Below are 20,277 nucleotides of genomic sequence, written 5' to 3' on the forward strand. Positions count from 1 at the left end.
GCACCTCGGCGGTGGCTGTTACTTGACCGAAACGCTCGGGCCGCCCTCAACGGCTAGCACAAGCCGGCGATTGGTGATCCGTGCCAGTTGCGCCAGGCGGCCCGCGGGCCGCTCGCCGTAGAGATCGGCCAGCGACGCGGGCAATACCAGCGCGAGCACGCCGTTGCCACGGTTTTCCCATTTCAGCCGGGGCATGATGCCCGGCATCGATGCCGTCAGCAGGTATACGACGCGCATCATCGCCGCCAGGATGCGCGCACGTTCGAGATAGCGCGGTGTCGCCAGCGCCTTGATTTCCGGAGCGATCGCCTCGTTGAAGATGCCGTCATGGCGATAGGCATTGGTCAGCGCCAGGAAAGCGCGGCCGGGATGGTCGACACCGTAGAAAGACGCGTGGGCGATGATGTTGAGCGACTGTCTGCCGCGATACTCGGGATGCGCGCGCCAGCCAATGTCGGCGAGCAAAGCTGCCGCCTGACGATAGCGGGCCTCATCCTCGGTCTCGTCGATGCCAAAGGCGGCAAAAGTCCTGCCCGTCCATTCGACAAGCTCATGCGCATGGGTGACCGAGCGCGAACGCAGTCGTGCGAGTTCTTCCGAGGCCGAGATAAGCGGATCGGCCTTTTGCTCGGCCTCGTCGAGGAGCGAATAGAGAAAACCCTCACGGACGCCCAGCGCCGAGACAATGATCTTCGACGGCTGCATCGCCGCCATGATTTCCTGCAGCACGATGGCGCCGTAGGGCAGCAGCGAGCGGCGGTTCTTGGATACGCCTTCGATGCCCTTGACCTTCTCGATCTCGCCCTTGGCTACCTGTCGGAGAAAATTGGCGGCGCTTTCGACGCCGATCTCGTAGTGGTGCATGACGCCGAGCGGATAGTTGGTCATCTCCATGTGCAGCCTGGCAAGATTTCGCCAGGTGCCGCCGACGGCGTAGAAGGGCCTGCCCTGCCCGCCTTTCAGCAGCTTGGCCTTCGCCAACTCGTCACGCGCGATCTTGGCGGCCTGGGCCAGCGAGTTCTTCGCCATGTCCTGCAGGCGCAGGCCACCCAGCGGCAGAGTTATGCCGTCACCGATCGCTTCACCATTGACGTCAACCAGTTCGAGGCTGCCACCACCCAAGTCTCCGGCGATACCATTGGCCGGATGAAAGCCGGAAATGACGCCCAGCGCCGAATAATAGGCCTCCTGACGGCCGCTGATCACACGAATCTCGGTCTTGAGCACTTCCTCGGCCCGATGGATGAAATCGGGACCATTGACCGCCTCGCGAGCAGCGGCTGTCGCCAGCACATACATATGCTCGGCGCCGGCCTGGTCCGAAAGCGCGCGGAAGCGCCGGAACTCCTCCATGGAACGCGTCACCGCTTCCGGGTCGAGCTTTCCTGTCGAAACGATGCCGCGACCGAGGCCGGCCAGCATCTTTTCGTTGAACAGCATGGTTGGTGAGCGCGCCAGTCCCTCATAGACGACAAGACGGATCGAGTTCGAACCGATGTCGATGATGGATAGCGGTCGGCGGTCCTGAAGCCGGCCCTGGGATGCTGAGATCATCAGGCGGACGCTGCTGTGTTCTTCTTGCGGCGCTTGAACTGCGCGATGCGCTTTGGCGCATGCGATTTCAGCGCGTCACCCCGTCCCGACAAGCTCGGATTGGTCATGAAATATTCCTGCGCGTTGAACGGTTCCTCGCCTTCCTCCAGCACGACGCGCCGGGAGGTCCCATCCGCCAGTACGTCGAAACTCTGCTGATTGTCCATGATATTGCCCAGCATGATCTGGCCCAGGATCTGCTCATGCACTGTTGGATTGGTGATCGGCACCATGGTTTCGACACGGCGGTCGAGATTGCGCGGCATCAAGTCGGCCGAGGAGATGTAGACGATCGCATCGTCGGACGGCAGGCCATGACCATTGCCGAAACAATAGATACGGCTGTGTTCGAGGAAACGGCCGACAATCGACTTCACCCTGATGTTCTCGGAGAGGCCCGGAACCTGCGGCCGCAGGCAGCAGATGCCGCGCACGACGAGGTCGATCTCGACGCCGGCACGGCTGGCGTCGTAGAGCGCGTCGATGATGATCGGGTCGACGAGCGCGTTCATCTTCATCCAGATGCGCGCCGGCCGGCCCTCTAGCGCGTGCGCCACCTCATCGGAAATGTGCTTGAGGATGCGGCTTCTCAGCGTGAAGGGCGAAATCGCGATCCGCATTTCATCGGTCGGCTCGGCATAGCCGGTGATGAAGTTGAAAAGCTGGGCGACATCACGCGCGATCGTCGGATCGGTGGTGAAGAAGGACAGGTCGGTGTAGATGCGCGCGGTGACCGGATGGTAGTTTCCGGTGCCCAGATGCACATAGTTGCGCAGCCGGCCGTCCTCGCGCCGCACCACCAGCGACATCTTGGCGTGGGTCTTCAGTTCGAGAAAGCCGAACACGACCTGCACGCCGGCGCGCTCGAGATCGCGCGCCCAGCGGATGTTGGCTTCTTCGTCGAAACGCGCCTTGAGCTCGACCAATGCCGTCACCGACTTGCCGGCCTCGGCCGCATCGACCAGCGCACGCACGATCGGGCTGTCGTTGGACGTGCGGTAAAGTGTTTGCTTGATCGCCACCACTTCCGGATCGGCCATGGCCTGGCGCAGGAACTGCACCACCACGTCGAATGATTCATAAGGGTGATGGACGACGATGTCCTTCTCGCGGATGGCGGCAAAACAGTCGCCGCCATGTTCGCGGATGCGTTCTGGAAAGCGCGGATTGTAGGGCGTGAATTTCAGGTCGTCGCGGGGAACGGACACGATTTCGGAAATCTGGCTGAGCGCCAGCGGACCGGTCAAGACACTGATGCGGCTTGACGACACGCCAAGCTCGCCGGCGACGAAGTCGCGCAGTTCCGCCGGCATCAGCTTGTCGAATTCGATGCGGATGACCGAACCGCGACGGCGGCGCTTCAGCGCCGTTTCGAACAGCCGCACGAGATCCTCGGACTCCTCCTCGACCTCGATATCACTGTCGCGGATGATGCGGAACGTGCCTGAGCCCTTGACCTCGTAGCCGGGAAATAGCTTGTCGATATAGAGACCCACCGCCTCTTCCAGCGGAATGAAGCGGACATGGTGCTTGCGGTCGGGCAAGCGGATGAAGCGCTTCAATGCCACCGGCAGGCGCAAGAGCGCGCTCATCTCCTCGCCATTCTTGCGGTGGCGCAATTGCAGCGCCATCGAGAAACCGAGATTCGGGATGAACGGGAACGGATGCGCCGGGTCGATCGACAGCGGGGTCAGCACCGGAAACACCTGGTTCTGGAAGTGGTCCTCCAGCCAGACCTTCTCGTCCTTGGTCAGCGCATCTCGGGTGATGCTTTCTATGCCTTCCTTGTTGAGCAGCACCGTAAGCGCTGAAAGGCTCTTTTGCTGGTCTTCCTGCAGGCGCTCAACCTCGCGCAGCAGCTGTTCGAGCTGTTGTTCGGGCGTGCGGCCGTCCGGGCTCTTCAGCGCGATGCCCTCGCGCACCTGGCCAGCGAGGCCCGCGACACGCACCATGAAGAACTCGTCGAGATTGGCGGCGGAGATCGACAGGAAGCGGACACGCTCCAGCAGCGGGTGATTCAGGTTCAGCGATTCCTCGAGAACGCGCCGGTTGAACTGAAGCCAGGAAAACTCGCGGTTGACGAAACGGTCCGGATTGCCCTCGGGGCTCGCCACCTCCGCATTGATGAATTCGCTCTGCACCGGCTTCAGTTCGTTCATGGTTCCTGCTCTTCCCACCAGCTCAGCCGGTTAACCGGCTTAACTTATCCTCTGACAGGGTTTTGCGACAGTTTCATTTCATCGATCTTGCAAAGAGATGGGTTATGATCCAGATGCAGACGATCGAAGGCCAAGGAGACGATGATGGCAGGCGGTTCCATTCCCCATTTCCAGAACGATGCGGGCCATCCGGCGATCGACATCGGCGTCAAGGAATTCATGTGCACCGGCGCCAATCCGCCTTTCGACCATCCGCATGTGTTTCTCGACATGGGCGAAGACAACGAAAAAGTCTGCCCCTATTGCTCGACGCTCTATCGCTATTCGCCAAGGCTGAAGGCGACGGAAACATCGCCCGCGGGTTGCCTGTACATCGACCAGGCAGCCTGATTCGGCACGGCTGATCCTGTGTCCGACACGCAGTCCCGGCAGATCGTCATCGCCGGGGCAGGCATAGCCGGGCTGACCGCAGCTATTGCTTTCGCCCAGCGCGGCTATCCGGTTAAACTGATCGAGCAGGCACAACGCCTCGAAGCCGTCGGCGCGGGCATCCAGCTTTCGCCCAACGCAACGCGGATCCTTCGCCAGTTCGGTGTGCTCGACAGGTTAATGCAGGCTGCCGTGCGGCCGGAAGCGGTCGTGCTCAAGGATGCCGCAACGCTGCGCGAACTGGCGCGCGTACCGCTTGGGCAGGCCGCCGAAGCGCGCTGGCAGGCGCCCTATCTCGTTGCCCACCGGGCCGATCTGCAGGATGCCCTGATGGCATCCGCTGTCGAGACCGCTGGCATCGAAATCATCACTGGCGCGCGCGTCACCCAGGCTGCCAAAACCGGCGACGGCGTTGCAGCGGCGGTTGAGACCGGATCCAGGGCATTCAGCACAGAGGGCTTCCTGTTGGTCGGCGCCGACGGTGTCTGGTCATCGATCCGGGAACAGGTTTCGAACAGGGCTTCCAGCACAAGCCGGTTCTCGGGCGAGCTGGCGTGGCGTGCCACAATTGGCGCCGACAATGCCGCAGGCAGGGCGTTCGCGGCCGTCGGCGCTGTCAGTTCCGTGACCACCTTCCTGCATCGCGGCTTCCACATGGTCGCCTACCCCGTCAGCAAGGGCGCTGCGTTCAATCTGGTGGCGTTCACCAAGGGCGAGCGCATCGCTGAAGGCTGGTCTGGTGCCGCCGATCCAATGATCCTAGCCAAAGCCATGCACGGCACGGCGCCGGAGTTGATCCGGCTGGTCGAGGATGCTGGCGCGTGGATGGCCTGGCCGATCCACACTGTCGACCAGCAACAGCCCTGGACGACGCCGGAGGGGATTGCTCTGATTGGTGATGCCGCGCATGCGATGACGCCCTTCGCGGCGCAGGGCGCGGCCATGGCGATCGAGGATGCCGCGGTGCTCGCCGAGTGCGTTGCCACCTTCCCCGCTGATCAAGCAACAGGCCTTCGCGTTTGGGAAAACTTGCGGCGCCCGCGTGTCGCCAAGGTCGCGCGGCGTGGCGCCGTCAATCACCTCGCCTGGCACGCCACAGGTCCCGTGGCGATCGCCCGTAATCTGTTCCTGAAGACGCGCTCGCCGGAGAAACTGGCGGCGGATCTGGATTGGCTTTACGGCTGGCAACAGCAGAAAGTCATCCGGCGTTGAGTGTCGTATGCTGACCTGCTGGTGCAGCGTTAATTGTAAAGCCGCATCGATAGGCCGAGGGAAACCGGCAGCGGATTCCACCAGCCGGTGCGCAGACCGGCGGCTCGCAGTGCCGCCGCGGTCCAGGTGTTGCAGCCGACCAGCGCCGTGAATTTTCCGTTGGCTTCGTAGAAGCCGTCATAGTTGTTGTAAGCGACGCCCGGTACCTGGATTGGTCCACCAGAATTCTTCTGGAAGCTCGCCTCGATGAAATCGAGCAGCGCAGAGAACTGCCCTTCGCCGATGTCGAACCCCGCTACGCTCGGATCGGGTTCAGCAATATTGCCCGCGACATCGACATGCATGACTGACGCGTCGAGCGTCAGGCCCTTCAACAGCGGCATCGGCTTCAAATCCGACCAGGTCGGGGTGGCAATGTAGAATGCGCGGCCGCCCCAGCCAAAGACGATGTAGCGGACTTCCGGGATATCGGTGGGAATGCCTCCGTCGACCAGGAAATGGAACCGCTGGCGAACGGCGTCGTCGACAGGAATGGCGATGTCGGTGTGGATCGGGTTCCTCAGAACCAGGATATGACGCGGCGCGGCGGGTTTGTCGCCGGCTGCTTGCCAGAGCGGGCGCGGCACCAGAGTTCCCAGCGTCACGGCAAGCGCCACAACGATCACCAGAAGGCCTAGAAAACGTCCCAGCTTTTTCATGAATGGCGCCCTGCGAACGCATCCCGGCGCGACATCACCGCCCGCCCCTGCTCATCCATACGCAAAAGAGCCCGGCACTGTTTCAGCCAGGCTCTTTTTAATCATCGACAGATCTAGTGCAGGATCTGCGACAGGAACAGCTTCGTGCGCTCATGGCGCGGATGGTCGAAGAACTCGGCCGGCGTGTTCTGCTCGACGATCTGGCCCTGATCCATGAAGATCACCCGGTTGGCGACCTTGCGGGCAAAACCCATTTCGTGGGTCACGCACAGCATGGTCATGCCTTCCTCGGCCAGACCCACCATCGTCTCCAGCACTTCCTTGATCATTTCCGGGTCGAGCGCCGAGGTCGGTTCATCGAACAGCATGATGCGCGGGTTCATGCACAGCGAGCGGGCAATCGCCACGCGCTGTTGCTGGCCGCCGGAAAGCTGGCCCGGATATTTGTTGGCCTGTTCGGGAATCTTGACGCGCTTGAGGAAGTGCATGGCGATTTCCTCGGCCTGCTTCTTCGGCGTCTTGCGCACCCAGATCGGCGCCAGCGTGCAGTTTTCCAGGATCGTCAGGTGCGGGAACAGGTTGAAGTGCTGGAACACCATGCCGACCTCGCGGCGCACTTCATCGATCTTCTTGAGATCGTTGGTCAGTTCCTTGCCATCGACGATGATCTTGCCCTTCTGGTGCTCTTCCAGCCGGTTGATGCAGCGGATCATCGTCGACTTGCCCGACCCCGACGGGCCGCAGATAACGATGCGCTCGCCGCGCATGACCTTCAGGTTGATGTCCTTGAGCACATGGAATTCGCCATACCATTTGTGCATGGCGATGATGTCGATGGCGACATCGGTGGTTGAGATCTGCATCTTGGCGGCGTTGACCTTGATCTCTTCCGCGCTGACTGCATTTTCTATGGCCATCGGTGGTTCCCTTTTTTGTCGTGGCTCTTGATTTTTTGACTGTTAGCGGTGGCCAGTGTCCAGCCGGCGTTCCATGAACATCGAATAGCGCGACATGCCGAAGCAGAACATCCAGAACACGAAGGCGGCAAAAACCAGACCCGAAATCGGTGTCTGCGGCGAGGCCCACGCGGGATCCGAAAAATTCTGGCGGACAACGCCAAGCAGATCGAACATGCCGATGATATAGACCAGACTGGTGTCCTTGAACATGCCGATGAAGGTGTTGACGATACCGGGAATGACCAGTTTCAGCGCCTGCGGCAGCACGATAAGGCCCATCTTCTGCCAATAACCGAAGCCGAGCGAATCTGCCCCCTCATACTGGCCCTTGGGGATAGCTTGCAATCCGCCGCGTACCACCTCGGCCATGTAGGCTGAGGAGAACAAGGCGACGCCAACCAGAGCGCGAAGGAATTTGTCGAAGGTCACGCCCGGCGGCAAGAACAATGGCAGCATGATCGTCGCCATGAACAAGACCGTGAAGCGGCACGCCGCGCAACGTCTCGATAAAGATCACGCACAGCGTTTTCACCACCGGCATCTTCGAGCGACGCCCCAGCGCCAGCACGATGCCGAAGGGCAAGGAGACGGCGATGCCGACAAACGAGATCGACAACGTCACCAAGAGCCCGCCCCACAACGACGTTTCGACATGCGGCAGGCCGAATATGCCGCCAATGAGCAGGATGAAGGCGACAATCGGGAAGACGAAAAACAGCACGACCGCGTTGAGCCCCTTGCGCGGGACTTTCGGCATCAGCATCGGCACAAGGAGGGCGACGAACAGGATCGCGACCAGTATCGGCCGCCAGCGCTCCTCGATCGTATAGCGCCCGAACAGGAATTGCGGGAGCTTGGAATTGACGAAGGCCCAGCAAGCACCGGACCAGTCGTCAGGTTGAATACCGCCCTGGGCCGAGGTGGCGCAGAAGGTGCGATCCGTACCCGTCCACTGCGCATGGATGAATGCCCAATTCAGAAGCGGCGGGAGGACAAAAGCGACCAGCAAAAGGCCAACTATGGTCAGCACCGTGTCGTTGACCGAGGCAAAGAGATTTTTGCGCGCCCAGGCGCCAAGCCCGTGTTCGCTAGGAGGGGCTGATTGCGCCAGCGTCATCTCCGTACGCACCCAGGACACATCATGTTCCTGCATGGTCTTACCTCTCCACCAGCGCCATTTTGGCGTTGAACCAGTTCATGAACGCCGAGGTCAGCAGACTGATGCCCAGATAGATGACCATCCAGATCGCTATGACCTCGATCGCCTGTCCGGTCTGGTTCATCACGGTGCCGCCGGTCGAAACCAGATCGGGATAGCCGATGGCGACCGCAAGCGACGAGTTCTTGGTCAGGTTGAGATACTGGCTGGTCAGCGGCGGAATAATGATGCGCATCGCCTGGGGCACGATCACCAGCCGCAACGCCTGCCCGGGGCGAATGCCCAGTGCGAATGACGCCTCGCTCTGCCCCTTGTTGACGCCCAGGATGCCGGCCCGCACGATTTCGGCGATGAAGGCGGCGGTATAGAAGGAAAGCGCAAGATAGAGCGACAGGAATTCGGGCTTGACCTGAAAGCCGCCGGACAGATTGAACGTAGACTGCTTCGGCATGTCGAAGCTCAGCGGGAAACCGCTGAGCGCAAAGGCGAGAAGCGGCAATCCCAGGACAAGCGCGGCGGACGTCCAGAATACCGGAAATTGCTGGCCCGTCACCATCTGCCGCTGATGCGCCTTGCGGGCGACAAACCACGCCATGGCGATGCCGAGAACCAGCGCGACCAAGATCAGCCAGGAGCCTTCGCCCCAGACGAACTTGGGGAAGTAAAATCCGCGACTGTTGAGAAACGAGCCGAATGGCAGATGAATGCTTGCCTTGGGCAAGGGCAGCACGGAAAGCACGCCGAAATACCAGAAGAAAATCACCAGCAGCGGCGGGATGTTGCGGAAGGTCTCGACGTAGACCGTACAGATCTTCCTGATCAGCCAGTTTTTGGAGAGCCGGCCAACGCCAACCAAAAACCCAATGATCGAGGCCGTTATGATGCCGGCCGCGGCAACGATGAGCGTGTTGATCAGGCCGACGACAAGGGCGCGGCGATAAGTGTCGTCCGATGTGTAGGGAATGGCGCTGTCACCGATGTCGAAACCGGCGCGGCCGCCCAGGAAGGCGAAACCAGAGGCAATGTTGGAACGCTTCAGATTGTCGGCAGTGTTGCCGACGATCCACCAGATCAGAAATGCCAGCGCCCCGACGAGCACCAGCTGAACCACGAAGCTTCGGACTTTCGGGTTGTTTATGAATGAGCCGCGACTGCTGTCCTCGCGAAGGATTTCCTGCGATGCCATTCAACCATCCTCTGAAAAGAGAGACCGGAAGGCAGGGAGCCTGCCTTCCGGATCACATTTTCTATCAGCGGATCGGCGGAGCGTATTGCAGGCCACCCTTGGTCCACAGCGCGTTGATGCCGCGCGCGATCTTCAGCGGGCTGCCTGAACCGACATTGCGTTCGAACAGCTCGCCGTAGTTGCCCACCGCCTTGACGATGTTGACGACCCAGTCATTGGACACGCCGAGATCGGTTCCGATCTTGGTGTCCGCCTCCTGGCCAAGCACGCGCTTGATCTCGGGATTCGTCGAGTTCTTCATCTCGTCGACATTGGCCTGGGTGATGCCGAGTTCCTCGGCGTCCAGGAGCGCGAAATAGGTCCACTTTACAATATGATACCACTGGTCGTCGCCCTGGCGCACGGCTGGTCCGAGCGGCTCCTTCGAGATGATCTCCGGCAGCACGACGTGGTCCGCGGGCGAGGCAAGCGTCAGGCGGAGACCGTAGAGGCCAGACTGATCCGTGGTGTAGACGTCGCAACGGCCGGCATCATAAGCGGCGTTGGTTTCCTCAAAGCTTTTGAAGACGACGGGATTGTATTCCATCTTGTTCGCCTTGAAATAGTCGGCGAGGTTCAGTTCGGTGGTGGTGCCGGTCTGCACGCAAATGGCGGCTCCGGAAAGCTGCAGCGCCGAGTTCACACCCGGCAGCTTCTTGGCGTTGATCATGAAGCCCTGGCCGTCATAATAGGTGACGCCGGCGAAGTTCAGGCCGAGTGCGGTATCACGATTGATGGTCCAGGTGGTGTTGCGCGACAGCAGGTCAACCTCGCCCGACTGCAGGGCGGTGAACCGCACGTCGGCGCTGAGTGGCGTAAACTTCACCTTGGTGCTGTCACCGAAGACGGCAGCCGCCACGGCGCGGCAAAAGTCGGCATCGAGCCCCTTCCAGTCACCCTTGTCGTCAGGCGCGGAAAAACCGGCAAGACCGGTCGAGACGCCGCACTGGATAAAGCCCTTCGCCTTGACGTCGGCGAGCGTGCTGGCGGACGCGGCCGAAGCCATCAATCCAAGCGCGGCGGTTCCAAGAATGCCGATTGCAATGTGTTTCATGATCCACAGACCCTTTTCTGTTTTTTCAGGCAAACCCTGTTCTTTTTCCCGTGTGAACGCAGCTCCCATTCCAGCCCATTTCCGGAACCCCGCATCGTAACCGACGCGCCGCCTTTTGCTCACAAAATGCATCGAAGGCGATTATTCTTGTGAGGTCAAGGGAAATGACCGAATCCGAAAGAGTTTGAAAACCAATCGCCTGAAATGCCCGAATTGCAGACAAACGCGCCAGAGAATTGGTCACCAGAGCCAAAAAAGTCGGCAAAGTTCAGGCTAGGCAAATCCGCTGCGTACTTCTCGCAACCTAGGTTCCAGAACCGCAGCGTTACGGGCCTGCCCAGGGATGGATTGGCCCGTCCGGGCTGCCGCTTAGTGGATAAATCATCGCCGTGCTTCGAGCAGGGCCCGCGGCCGAGAAAGTCTCGCTTCAGAGAGCCCCTACGAGAAACCATGCGCCGACTGCCGCCATAAGCGCCCCGGAAACGCGCGCGATCAGCTGGCCGGCGGGGACGACCTTCTCCAGCAGGACGAGGAAGGCAATGCCGGCGATCCACAACACGTTCATGACGCCGCCGACAAACAGAAGGGCCATCAGCGCCCAGCAGCAGCCGAGGCAATAGGCGCCATGATCCATGCCGAGCCGGAGCGCGCCGAGCGGGGTCGATCGGAACCCGCCACGACCCGCCAGGAAGGCGATCGGCGCCTGGCATTGTCGCAGGCAGGCGCCCTTTATAGGCGTCCATTGGTAAAGGCCGGCGGCGATCAGGATGAGGCCGCCGAGTATCCGGCTGTCGGCCGCCATCGCCGGATCCAGTAGGGCGAGGCGCGCCAGGAGCCACTGCGCGCCGGTCGCAGCGATGCTGAAGGCGACCCAGACGAGCAGATAGCCGCTGAAAAACCACATGGTGGATGCTATCGGCTGGCCACTCGCCTGGGCCTTGCGGCCGACGCCTGCGTAAAGCAACAGCATCGGCGCGACCGATGGCGTCATCATGCCGACCATCATCACGGCCCACATCGCGAAGGTGAAGGCGAAATCGGCCGGCGACCACGCCTGGAACGCAGGCGCCATCGCAGCGCCCATATCCATGCCGGACATGTCCATGCCCGTCATATCCGTGCCTGCGTCCCGCGGCCCCGGCACTGCCATATGGGTGGCGAGCCACAACACATAGGCCCAGGCGGCCGCGGCAATGACAAAGAGCGATGCCGCGACGACCGCGCGATCGCGCCGCAGCAACGTCTCGAGGGTTGTGTCGCTCATGGCGTCAATGCACGACGCCGCTCTGCGAGAGATGGATATCGGCGAAGTGACTGTGGGAGTCCGCCAACTCGAAACGGATCGGTCCGCTCGCCTTGCTCCAGCCGCGCCCAGCCTCGGCGAGGGAATATTCGAAGCCGTGCGGGATGTCGATGCGCACGCGATGCTCGGCGCCGGTGACCGGATTCGTGATCGGCTCGCCATGACCATCGGTCACGCCGAGCACCTTCAACCTGCCGGTGCGCGCATTGACGTCGACCTCGAAATCGATGGCGGCGAAAATCGGATCATGGACCTTTTCAAAGGTGGTGGAGAAGACCTGGAATATTGTGGCGCCGGGTTCGGTGTCCTGGCCGGTGAGAATGCGAAGCAGCGCTCCGCGCTGCGGCTCGGTCGCCCGATGGTCGACAACCACCGCGGCTTCGCCCTTGCCTTCATGGATGGCGCCCGGCCAGCGAAAAATGCCGGCAAACCGCAAGCCGTCCAGTTTTGTATCGCCGTGATGACCCCGCTCGATTTCCATGCCAACGACCGCCTGACATGAGCCGTATGTCGGCAATGCGTTGAACTGGCATGGGCAGCCATAAGCGCAGTTGCAGTTGACGAACTCGCGAGCCTTTATCATCCATTTAACGTCGGACATGGCGTCCCTCCCTTGGCTGTGTTCATCCTCTTTCTGTAAGCAAGATGCCAGCATTGCGGGGAACCGCTATTACGGCCGGAATGGCCGGCTGCGTTGATCATGGCGACCCGGCAATGACCTCGTATTAGACAACCATTATATATCCTTCTCCATTGTCTTGATAGCCCGATCGTCCGAGAGGACTGCGGCATCCATCAGTGCCGCGATAGCGATCCGGCCTGTCGTGACCAATTGGCACATTCGAAGTCATTCGCGTGGCGGAGCCCGGCTGTTGCGCGGCCAATGGCGCCGCACTATGGCTAGCCTCTCATCAAAGGGCATGGAACAAATGGCAAAAGACGGCAGCGAAATGGGCATCAACACGCGGCTTGCCCACTCAGGCAACAATCCGCACGACTATTTCGGCTTCGTCAATCCGCCGGTGGTGCACGCTTCGACGGTGCTTTTTCCCAACGCCGCGACGATGGCGGGGCGAAGCCAGAAATACACCTATGGCACGCGCGCGACGCCGACCACCGACGCTCTCGCCCAGGCAATCGACGCGCTGGAAGGCTCGGCGGGCACAATCATGGTTCCGTCGGGCCTCGCGGCGGTCACCATTCCGCTGCTGGCGTTCGTGTCGGGAGGCGACCATATCCTGATCGTCGATTCCGTCTATCACCCGACCCGCAATTTCGCCGACACGATGTTGAAGAGAATGGGCGTCGAGGTCGAGTACTACGACCCTCATGTCGGCGCCGGCATCACGGCCCTGATCAAGCCCAACACCAAGGTCGTCTTCACGGAATCCCCTGCCTCCAACACATTCGAGATGCAGGACATCCCGGCCATCGCCAAGGCAGCACATGCCGCGGGCGCCGTCGTCATGATGGACAACACCTGGGCGACACCTTTGTACTTCCGTCCCCTCGATCATGGCGTCGACATCTCGATCCATGCGGCGACGAAATATCCCGCCGGGCATTCCGACGTTCTGCTCGGCACCGTGTCGGCCAACGAGGCGTGCTGGGAGCAGCTGCGCGAGACGTTCTTCACGCTGGGCTGCTGTGCTGGACCAGACGACGTCTACCAGGTGCTGCGCGGCCTGCGCACCATGGGAGTGCGACTGGAGCACCATCAGCGCAGCGCCCTTGCCGTCGCCAACTGGCTTGAAGGCCAGGCAGGCGTGGCACGCGTCCTCCATCCCGCACTTCCCAGCCATCCGGATCACGCACTCTGGAAGCGCGATTTCTCGGGAGCAAGCGGTGTCTTCTCGATCGTGCTTGCCGGCGGCGGACAGGCCCAGCAACACGCTCTTCTCGACGCACTGCAGATCTTTGGCCTTGGCTATTCATGGGGTGGCTATGAGAGCCTGGCGGTGCCCGTCTGGCTCGGCGACCGCGTCGTTGCCAAGGGCCCCTATGATGGCCCGCTCATCCGCCTGCAAATCGGGCTCGAGGATGTCGAGGATCTGAAGGCCGACCTGGCGCGCGGGCTGGCCGCGGCGGCGGCGGCCAGACCGAGGCGTCGGCTTGCCGAACAGATTCAGCAAGCCGACGCAACCTGCCGGAAAGGTTGATGAAACGCCGGCGAAGGCCGCATCCGCCATCCCGATGCGTAGCTGACCCCGCGCAATATTGTTCTCTGAAGTTGGGATTTTCCAGATCGATTTGGCTTTCAACTTCCGGGATATCGCGCAATGCAGTGCGATCATTCCCACCTGACTTCGCAAGGGTCTCAGCCTGTCATGGCCTTCCGCCTTTTTGTTCCCATTCTTGCCGGCGCCACCCTGCGCGAGCGCATTGTCGCTTGCATCGGCGCCATGATTGGCATTGCGCTTACGGGGGCAATCAGCGGCCTGACGCTTGGCAGCGGTCCGCATATACCACTGCTCGTGGCGCCGATGGGGGCGTCCGCCGTGCTGTTGTTCGCGGTGCCGGCAAGTCCCTTGGCGCAGCCCTGGTCGATCATCGGCGGCAACACGATATCGGCGCTGGTGGGCGTGATCGTCGTGCATTTCGTGCACGAGCCCGTTCTTGCCACCGGCATTGCCGTGGCGCTGGCCATTGCCGCCATGTCGTTCGCGCGCTGCCTGCATCCGCCGGGCGGAGCCGCAGCCTTGACCGCGGTGTTCGGCGGACCAGCCGTCATCAGCGCGGGCTTCCTGTTCCCGTTCGTGCCGGTGGCGGTGAACTCCATATTGCTGGTCGCGCTCGGCTACGGTTTCCATAAACTCACACGGCGCAATTATCCGCATGTGCCCGGCCCTGTTCCGACAAGCAGCCACGGCACGATCGATCCACCGGCGCAATTGCGCGTCGGCTTCCGGTCCGAGGATATTGACGCGGCACTCGGCGCACTCGACGAGACCTTCGACATTGATCGCAACGATCTCGATCGGCTTCTGCGGCAGGTCGAATTGCAGGCGATGGTGCGCGCGCACAAGACCTTGCTATGCGAGGACATCATGTCGCGCGATGTGATTTCGGTCGACGAGCACACATCCGCCGATGCGGCGCGCCAGTTGCTGCTCGACCACAACATCCGCGCGCTGCCCGTTATCAATGCCGAAGCAAAGCTGGCCGGAACCATCGGGCTGCGTGAACTTGCGATGGCCGTCGGCTCGGTCGGACCCCTGATATCGCCAGCGGCGACCGCCGCGGCCAGCTCGGCCGCCATGGGACTGTTGCCTGTGCTCACCGACGGCCGCAGCCACGCGGTGATCATCGTCGATGATGAGAGGCATGTCCTTGGCCTGATCACCCAGACCGATCTCCTCGCGGCAACGGCACGGCTGCAAAATACGGACGGGCCATCGGCGGAAGCGGTATAACAGGCGCCGCCGCTTGCTGAATGACACTCAGCAATGGTGATCGGGAACCTTTCCCTGGAAAGGACATCCAATGTCCCGATGAGGAGATTGGCCATGCCTGTAGTCCACGCGGCACCGCCCGACGCCGCCAATTCGGCCGACATGCAACTTGTCCGCCGCGCCCTGGCGCGCGAGGGCGATGCATTCCGCACGATCATGAAGACCTACAACCAGAGGCTCTATCGCATCGCACGAGGTGTCGTGCGAAACGACGGCGAAGCCGAGGATATCGTCCAGGAGGCCTATGTCCGGGCCTTTGCCCACCTTGAGGCCTTTCGCGGCGCGTCCTCGCTCAGCACATGGTTGTCCCGCATCGTCATCAACGAGGCACTCGGCCGCCTGCGCAAGCGGCGGCGAACGGCCGCGCGGGCCGTGCAGGAAGCACAGCTCCACCATGCCGAGATCATCCAGTTTCCCCTCAACACCAGCGACGATCCGGAGCGGACAATGGCGCAACGGCAGATCCTGCTGCTTGTCGAACGAGCCACTGACAATCTCCCCGATGTCTATCGGACGGTGTTCGTCGCGAGAGTCATCGAAGGCCTGAGCATCGACGACACCGCCGAATTGCTGGGCGTGCGGCCTGAAACCGTCAAGACGCGGCTGCACCGCGCCCGTGTCCTGGTGCGCAAGGCGCTGGATGACCAGATCGGTCCGGTTCTTCTCGATGCCTTCCCCTTCGCCGGACGTCGCTGCGAAAGACTGACCACGGCAGTGATGACGCGGCTCGGCTTTCCCGACTGATCGGCGCGTTGATTTTTTCGGGGAACTTTTCCCGCAACCCAGCATCCAATGACCGTCAACTGCAAACGATCCCGATGCCGTTCTGGCATTCGGGCCAAGGAGGTTCTCATGCCTATTCGCTCGACCGCGGCATTGGCCGCGCTTTTCCTGCTTGGCGCCGCCCCCCTGGCGCAAGCCGCCGACAAGCCCACCGACCCGCAGATCGCCCACATCGCCTACACGGCAGGTGTCCTCGACGTCGAGGCAGCCAAGCAGGCCCTCAAGAAATCGAAGAACAAGGAGGTTCTCGATTTCGCCAAGGACATGGTTCGCGACCACGAGGCGGTCAACAAGCAGGCGGTTGAACTGGTCAAGAAGCTCAAGGTCACGCCCGAGGACAACGACACCAGCAAGGCGCTGACCAAGGCGGCGGCCGAGGAACGGGCCAAGCTCGCCAAGCTCAGGGGCGCGGGCTTCGACAAGGCCTATGTCGACAATGAGGTCGCCTACCACAAGCAGGTGAACGGCGCGCTTGAAACAGTGCTGATCCCGTCGGCCAGCAATGCCGAGCTCAAGAGCCTGCTGGAAACCGGCCTGAAGATATTCCAGGGCCATGAACAACATGCCGAGCATATTGCCGGCATGCTGAAGTAAGGACAGTCCCAATGTCGAAACGGCATCCGTGGATCGCATTGGCACTGGCTATGGGTGCCCTGCCCGCGCAGGCTGAAACCATCCAGGTCACGATCGACAAGCTGGTCTTTTCACCGGCAACCGTCGAGGCCAAGGTCGGCGACACGATTGTATGGGTCAACAAGGACGTTTTTGCCCATACCGCGACCGTCAACGGTGACTGGGACGTGATCATCCCGCCGAAAAAGTCGGCGAGCCTGACCCTGAAGAAGGTGGAATCGGTCGACTACTCCTGCCGCTTCCATCCCAATATGAAAGGCCACGTGACGGTAACGCCCTGAGCACGGCGTCGCGTTCGGCGTCGGAGTGGGAAACCATCTTCGGCGTCGCTTCGCCTGGCAATATGTCATCATGAACCAGAATAGCTTGGCTTACGACGGGCAATCCAGGCGTCCAGCCCTTCACGCAGATCCGCGGTCGGAACCATGCGAGCGAACTGCTCGGCCTCGACGAGCAAACCTTCCGCGATGCTCTGATTGACGCCGCGCGTCACCGCTGTGAGGATGCTGGCAATCGCCAGTGGTGAATGCCGGAGAATGCGCCGGGCAAGATCAAGTGCCGCCGGCATCAGGTCACCGTGTGGCACCACCTTGTTGACGAGACCAATTTCGAGAGCGCGTTGCGGCGTGAACGTCTCGCCTGTCAGCAGAAGTTCGAGTGCGCGCTTGCGCCCGGCAAGCCTGGGCAGGCGCTGCGTGCCGCCGAAGGCCGGCGGCATTGCGAGATTGATTTCGGGCTTGGCAAACAGGGCGCGTTCGCTGGCGATGGCGAGCGGGACGGCCTCGGTGATCTCGCAGCCGCCGCCAAAGGCCAGGCCATTTACAGCCGCGATGACCGGTTTGCGGAAAGCCTCCAGTCTCGCCGTCAATCGCTGACCGCGCATGACGAAATCACGCAACGCGGTGTCTGCTCCAAGCGCGACGCTGGCAGAGAATTCATGGATGTCTCCACCCGCCGAGAATGCCTTCTCCCCCGCACCGGCCAGGATCACAGCGCCGACCGAGCCATCGATTTCGACGGCATCAAGGATGGTAAGCAGGCGGTCGATCAAGGCGTAGTTCAGCGCGTTGAGTTTTTCCGGACGATTGAGGGTCAGGATAGCGACACCGTCGCAAATCTCACTCAGAACGAGGTCGGTCATTTTCTCTCTCTTTCCAGCATACGTTGGCGAGAAAGGATCAGGCTTTGGATTGCTTGTATATTCACTAGTCGGTATACTTTGACCTATGCCTGAAGCACCCAGCCCGACCCGCAAACGCATCGTCGATGCCGCGACGAGACTATTTTATGCCGAAGGAATCGGTCGCGTCAGCGTCGATGCCATCGCTGAAAAGGCGGGCCTCACCAAGCGAACGCTTTACTATCATTTCAGGAGCAAGGACGACCTGATCACCGCATATCTGGACGGCCGCGATCAACCCAATCTGAAGCAAATGGCAGGCTGGTTCGACGCCGCCGAAGGTACTGCCGATCACAAGGTCGAGGCGATATTTGCCAATCTTGCCCGGGTGGCGCGCCACCCCAAATGGAAAGGCTGCGGCTTCCTGCGGACGGCTGCCGAACTCGCCTCGATGCCCGGTCATCCGGCGGTCAAGGCCGGGTCTCGGCACAAGACAAGTTTCGAGACATGGCTGGCTAGCGAACTGTCAATGCATGCCATTGATGAACCACAAACGCTTGCACGCGAAATCGTCCTTCTCATGGACGGCGCCTTCTCGATCATGCTGGTTCACCGCAATCCCGAATATATCGAGGCGGCCGGGCATGCCGCTGCGACCCTCATTCGTGCGCGATGCCAGAATAGAGCCTGATTGCGGCACCAACTGCGCCGGCCACTAAAATCCTAGCGCCAGCCAGGCAGTGCCAGCGGCAAGCGTAATCAACGTCAGCGGCAGACCGACCTTGAAGAAGGCGCCGAACGACAGCGTCGTGCCGGCGGCTCGCGCCTGTTCGGCGACGATCAGGTTGGCAACTGACCCGAGCAGCGTGAAATTGCCGGCCAGCGTCGAGCTCATGGCGACAACCAGCCAGGCGCGCTGCGGATCTTCCAGGCCGGGTATGAATGGCCGCAACGCGAGAACCGCCGGAACATTGCTCATGATGTTGGACAGAACCGCGGTGAAGCCTGACAGCCGCCAGACATCGTCCAGACCGAGGTTTTTTGCCGAGGCAATCATCTCGGGGGTGAGCAGCGTCTTTTCGGCGCCGGCAACGACCACGAACAAGCCGGCGAACATGAACAGCAGGGGACCGTCGATCTCGCGGTAGATGCGCGCCGGCTTGATGGCGCGGGTGAGCAGCAGGATGGCGCCGCCGATAAGCGCTGCCTTGGCGACGGGAACGCCGGCAAAGAAGGCTATGGCCAGACCGATGCAGACGACCGCCGCCTTGATGACCTGACCGGTGTGCATGCGGCCGCGATAGACTTCCGGAGAGAGCTCGACCTTCCGTTCGAATTCGGCGCGGAAGACCAGGCGAATGATGATGATGACAGCGACGAGGCCGAACAGGGCGACGGGAGCCAGTGCCGCCGAAAAGGCTGGATAGGAAATTCCCGACAGCGCGCCGATGACCATGTTCTGCGGATTGCCGGTGATGGTGGCGACGCTGCCGCAGTTGGAGGCCGTGGCGGTGGCGATGAGATAAGGGATGGGGTTGCGCTTGATAACACGGGTGACGTGGACGACGATCGGCGCCATGACCAGGCAGATGGCGTCATTGACCAGGAATGCCGACAGCACGCCTGTCAGCAGCGTCACCATCACCAAGAGCATGAACGGCGCATGCGCGTGTTCGATGGCGTAGCCGCCGAGGCCGCGAAAGGCGCCGGAGACCTTCAGGTGCGCGACCACGATCATCATGCCGAGCAGCAGTGTGATGGTGTCGAAGTTGATGGCGCGGTAGGCGTCTTCCATGCTGAGCGCGCCAATGGCGATCATCGCTGCCCCGCCGAGCAACGCGATCCCTGCCCTGTCGAGGCGCAAGCCCGGAATGCGGCCTATGGCAACACCGGCGTAGGTCAGGACCAAGATAAACAATGCCGCCGCGCCGATGAATGTCATTCGCCGAAAACCCCGCCCGCAACCTTCCCAACGCAGCTTTTACCGACGCTCCCGCAAAGCGAAAGCGCCGATTGCAGATCCGACCGATAAATCGGTGAGACCGAGGCAAGATCACCCGCGCCGACCTCGCTATGATATTCGCGCTAAAAAACGATGACGGCCTCTGAGCGGTGGTGGACCATGTTCATTGTTCCTTGAACACCGGAAGCCCTGTTTGGCCAAGAGCAGCCATCGGTTGTCAATTCAACGTGGGGTCGCCCAGCGCCTCGACAACGAAGGATGCCGCGATAAGGTCGTCGGCATCGAGGCGCAGCGCGCCCTCACTTCCTCCCATGATGGCAGCGACCTTATGAAAGGTTCTCATTTCATGCTCGGTGATATCAGCATTCCGCATTCTGGCTCTCAGATCGGCAATGCGCAGCCCCAATATGTGGGACGTTGCAATTTCACGGTTCGACATGGCACGATGCTCCTCCCCCAACCCAGGTTTGTTTGCCTTCCCGCCCACCTCGCTCGTTGCCTGAACATGAGGATTTGCGAATGCAACGCCTTGGAA

At 61.4% G+C, this 20,277-nt stretch carries 19 protein-coding genes and 1 pseudogene; 8 read left to right on the plus strand and 12 right to left on the minus strand.

What is annotated here, in order from left to right; all coding sequences use genetic code 11:
• Nucleotides 1-18 precede the first annotated feature (18 nt).
• Both ppx and LGH82_RS08990 read right to left on the minus strand, forming a co-directional pair.
• Nucleotides 19-1,554: an exopolyphosphatase gene (gene ppx / locus LGH82_RS08985; protein ID WP_227348172.1), complete on the minus strand. Its 1,536-nt coding sequence runs from the start codon at nucleotides 1,552-1,554 to the stop codon at nucleotides 19-21.
• Nucleotides 1,554-3,752, minus strand: a complete 2,199-nt coding sequence (locus LGH82_RS08990) for an RNA degradosome polyphosphate kinase (RefSeq protein ID WP_227348173.1) — start codon at nucleotides 3,750-3,752, stop codon at nucleotides 1,554-1,556. The genes ppx and LGH82_RS08990 overlap by 1 nt, the downstream gene beginning before the upstream one ends.
• A 144-nt stretch (nucleotides 3,753-3,896) precedes the next feature.
• Here LGH82_RS08990 and LGH82_RS08995 point away from each other — a divergent pair, with 144 nt between their 5' ends.
• Together LGH82_RS08995 and LGH82_RS09000 are read left to right on the plus strand one after the other, a co-directional pair.
• Complete coding sequence (locus LGH82_RS08995; RefSeq protein ID WP_227348174.1) at nucleotides 3,897-4,142, plus strand: zinc-finger domain-containing protein; 246 nt, start codon at nucleotides 3,897-3,899, stop codon at nucleotides 4,140-4,142.
• A gap of 18 nt (nucleotides 4,143-4,160) precedes the next feature.
• On the plus strand, nucleotides 4,161-5,393 hold the full coding sequence (locus LGH82_RS09000) for an FAD-dependent monooxygenase (RefSeq protein ID WP_227348175.1): 1,233 nt from the start codon (nucleotides 4,161-4,163) through the stop codon (nucleotides 5,391-5,393).
• Between the two features lie 29 nt (nucleotides 5,394-5,422).
• Here LGH82_RS09000 and LGH82_RS09005 read toward each other — a convergent pair whose 3' ends face one another.
• The 7 genes and pseudogenes from LGH82_RS09005 to LGH82_RS09035 form a co-directional block, all read right to left on the minus strand.
• Nucleotides 5,423-6,091: a TIGR02117 family protein gene (locus LGH82_RS09005; protein WP_227348176.1), complete on the minus strand. Its 669-nt coding sequence runs from the start codon at nucleotides 6,089-6,091 to the stop codon at nucleotides 5,423-5,425.
• Between the two features lie 113 nt (nucleotides 6,092-6,204).
• Complete coding sequence (locus LGH82_RS09010; RefSeq protein ID WP_031213892.1) at nucleotides 6,205-6,954, minus strand: amino acid ABC transporter ATP-binding protein; 750 nt, start codon at nucleotides 6,952-6,954, stop codon at nucleotides 6,205-6,207.
• Between the two features lie 96 nt (nucleotides 6,955-7,050).
• A pseudogene (locus LGH82_RS09015) lies at nucleotides 7,051-8,203 on the minus strand (amino acid ABC transporter permease).
• 4 nt (nucleotides 8,204-8,207) lie between these two features.
• Nucleotides 8,208-9,395, minus strand: coding sequence for an amino acid ABC transporter permease (locus LGH82_RS09020; RefSeq protein WP_227348177.1), 1,188 nt, complete (start codon nucleotides 9,393-9,395; stop codon nucleotides 8,208-8,210).
• 64 nt (nucleotides 9,396-9,459) lie between these two features.
• Nucleotides 9,460-10,488 (minus strand): amino acid ABC transporter substrate-binding protein, encoded by a 1,029-nt coding sequence (locus LGH82_RS09025; protein ID WP_227348178.1) that lies wholly within the window; start codon nucleotides 10,486-10,488, stop codon nucleotides 9,460-9,462.
• A gap of 427 nt (nucleotides 10,489-10,915) precedes the next feature.
• Nucleotides 10,916-11,752, minus strand: a complete 837-nt coding sequence (locus LGH82_RS09030) for a DUF2182 domain-containing protein (protein WP_227348179.1) — start codon at nucleotides 11,750-11,752, stop codon at nucleotides 10,916-10,918.
• 4 nt (nucleotides 11,753-11,756) lie between these two features.
• The gene (locus tag LGH82_RS09035; protein WP_227348180.1) at nucleotides 11,757-12,392 is read right to left on the minus strand and encodes a DUF1326 domain-containing protein; all 636 of its coding nucleotides are present in this window, start codon (nucleotides 12,390-12,392) and stop codon (nucleotides 11,757-11,759) included.
• A gap of 328 nt (nucleotides 12,393-12,720) precedes the next feature.
• On the opposite strand from LGH82_RS09035, the gene LGH82_RS09040 reads away from it, so the two are divergent.
• From LGH82_RS09040 to LGH82_RS09060, 5 genes are all read left to right on the plus strand, one after another.
• Entirely contained in the window at nucleotides 12,721-13,950 is a 1,230-nt protein-coding gene (locus LGH82_RS09040) for a cystathionine beta-lyase (protein WP_227348181.1), read from the plus strand.
• Between the two features lie 168 nt (nucleotides 13,951-14,118).
• Nucleotides 14,119-15,204 (plus strand): HPP family protein, encoded by a 1,086-nt coding sequence (locus LGH82_RS09045; protein WP_227348182.1) that lies wholly within the window; start codon nucleotides 14,119-14,121, stop codon nucleotides 15,202-15,204.
• 93 nt (nucleotides 15,205-15,297) lie between these two features.
• Complete coding sequence (locus LGH82_RS09050) at nucleotides 15,298-15,987, plus strand: RNA polymerase sigma factor (RefSeq protein ID WP_227348183.1); 690 nt, start codon at nucleotides 15,298-15,300, stop codon at nucleotides 15,985-15,987.
• Nucleotides 15,988-16,095: 108 nt separating this feature from the next.
• On the plus strand, nucleotides 16,096-16,620 hold the full coding sequence (locus tag LGH82_RS09055; protein WP_227348184.1) for a DUF4142 domain-containing protein: 525 nt from the start codon (nucleotides 16,096-16,098) through the stop codon (nucleotides 16,618-16,620).
• 11 nt (nucleotides 16,621-16,631) lie between these two features.
• Nucleotides 16,632-16,940 carry a cupredoxin family copper-binding protein gene (locus LGH82_RS09060; protein ID WP_227348185.1) on the plus strand — a complete coding sequence of 103 codons (309 nt, stop codon included), beginning with the start codon at nucleotides 16,632-16,634 and terminating at the stop codon, nucleotides 16,938-16,940.
• Nucleotides 16,941-17,008: 68 nt separating this feature from the next.
• On the opposite strand, the gene LGH82_RS09065 is transcribed toward LGH82_RS09060, so the two are convergent.
• Entirely contained in the window at nucleotides 17,009-17,800 is a 792-nt protein-coding gene (locus LGH82_RS09065; protein ID WP_227348186.1) for a crotonase/enoyl-CoA hydratase family protein, read from the minus strand.
• 85 nt (nucleotides 17,801-17,885) lie between these two features.
• Here LGH82_RS09065 and LGH82_RS09070 point away from each other — a divergent pair, with 85 nt between their 5' ends.
• Nucleotides 17,886-18,470 (plus strand): TetR/AcrR family transcriptional regulator, encoded by a 585-nt coding sequence (locus LGH82_RS09070; RefSeq protein ID WP_227348187.1) that lies wholly within the window; start codon nucleotides 17,886-17,888, stop codon nucleotides 18,468-18,470.
• 24 nt (nucleotides 18,471-18,494) lie between these two features.
• Here the strand turns inward: LGH82_RS09070 and LGH82_RS09075 are convergent, their stop codons facing one another.
• Nucleotides 18,495-19,721: an anion transporter gene (locus LGH82_RS09075; RefSeq protein WP_227348188.1), complete on the minus strand. Its 1,227-nt coding sequence runs from the start codon at nucleotides 19,719-19,721 to the stop codon at nucleotides 18,495-18,497.
• 238 nt (nucleotides 19,722-19,959) lie between these two features.
• On the minus strand, nucleotides 19,960-20,181 hold the full coding sequence (locus tag LGH82_RS09080; protein ID WP_227348189.1) for a hypothetical protein: 222 nt from the start codon (nucleotides 20,179-20,181) through the stop codon (nucleotides 19,960-19,962).
• Between the last annotated feature and the right edge of the window lie 96 nt (nucleotides 20,182-20,277).

Origin of the sequence: Mesorhizobium sp. PAMC28654, from assembly GCF_020616515.1 — a bacterium.
GTDB lineage: Bacteria > Pseudomonadota > Alphaproteobacteria > Rhizobiales > Rhizobiaceae > Mesorhizobium.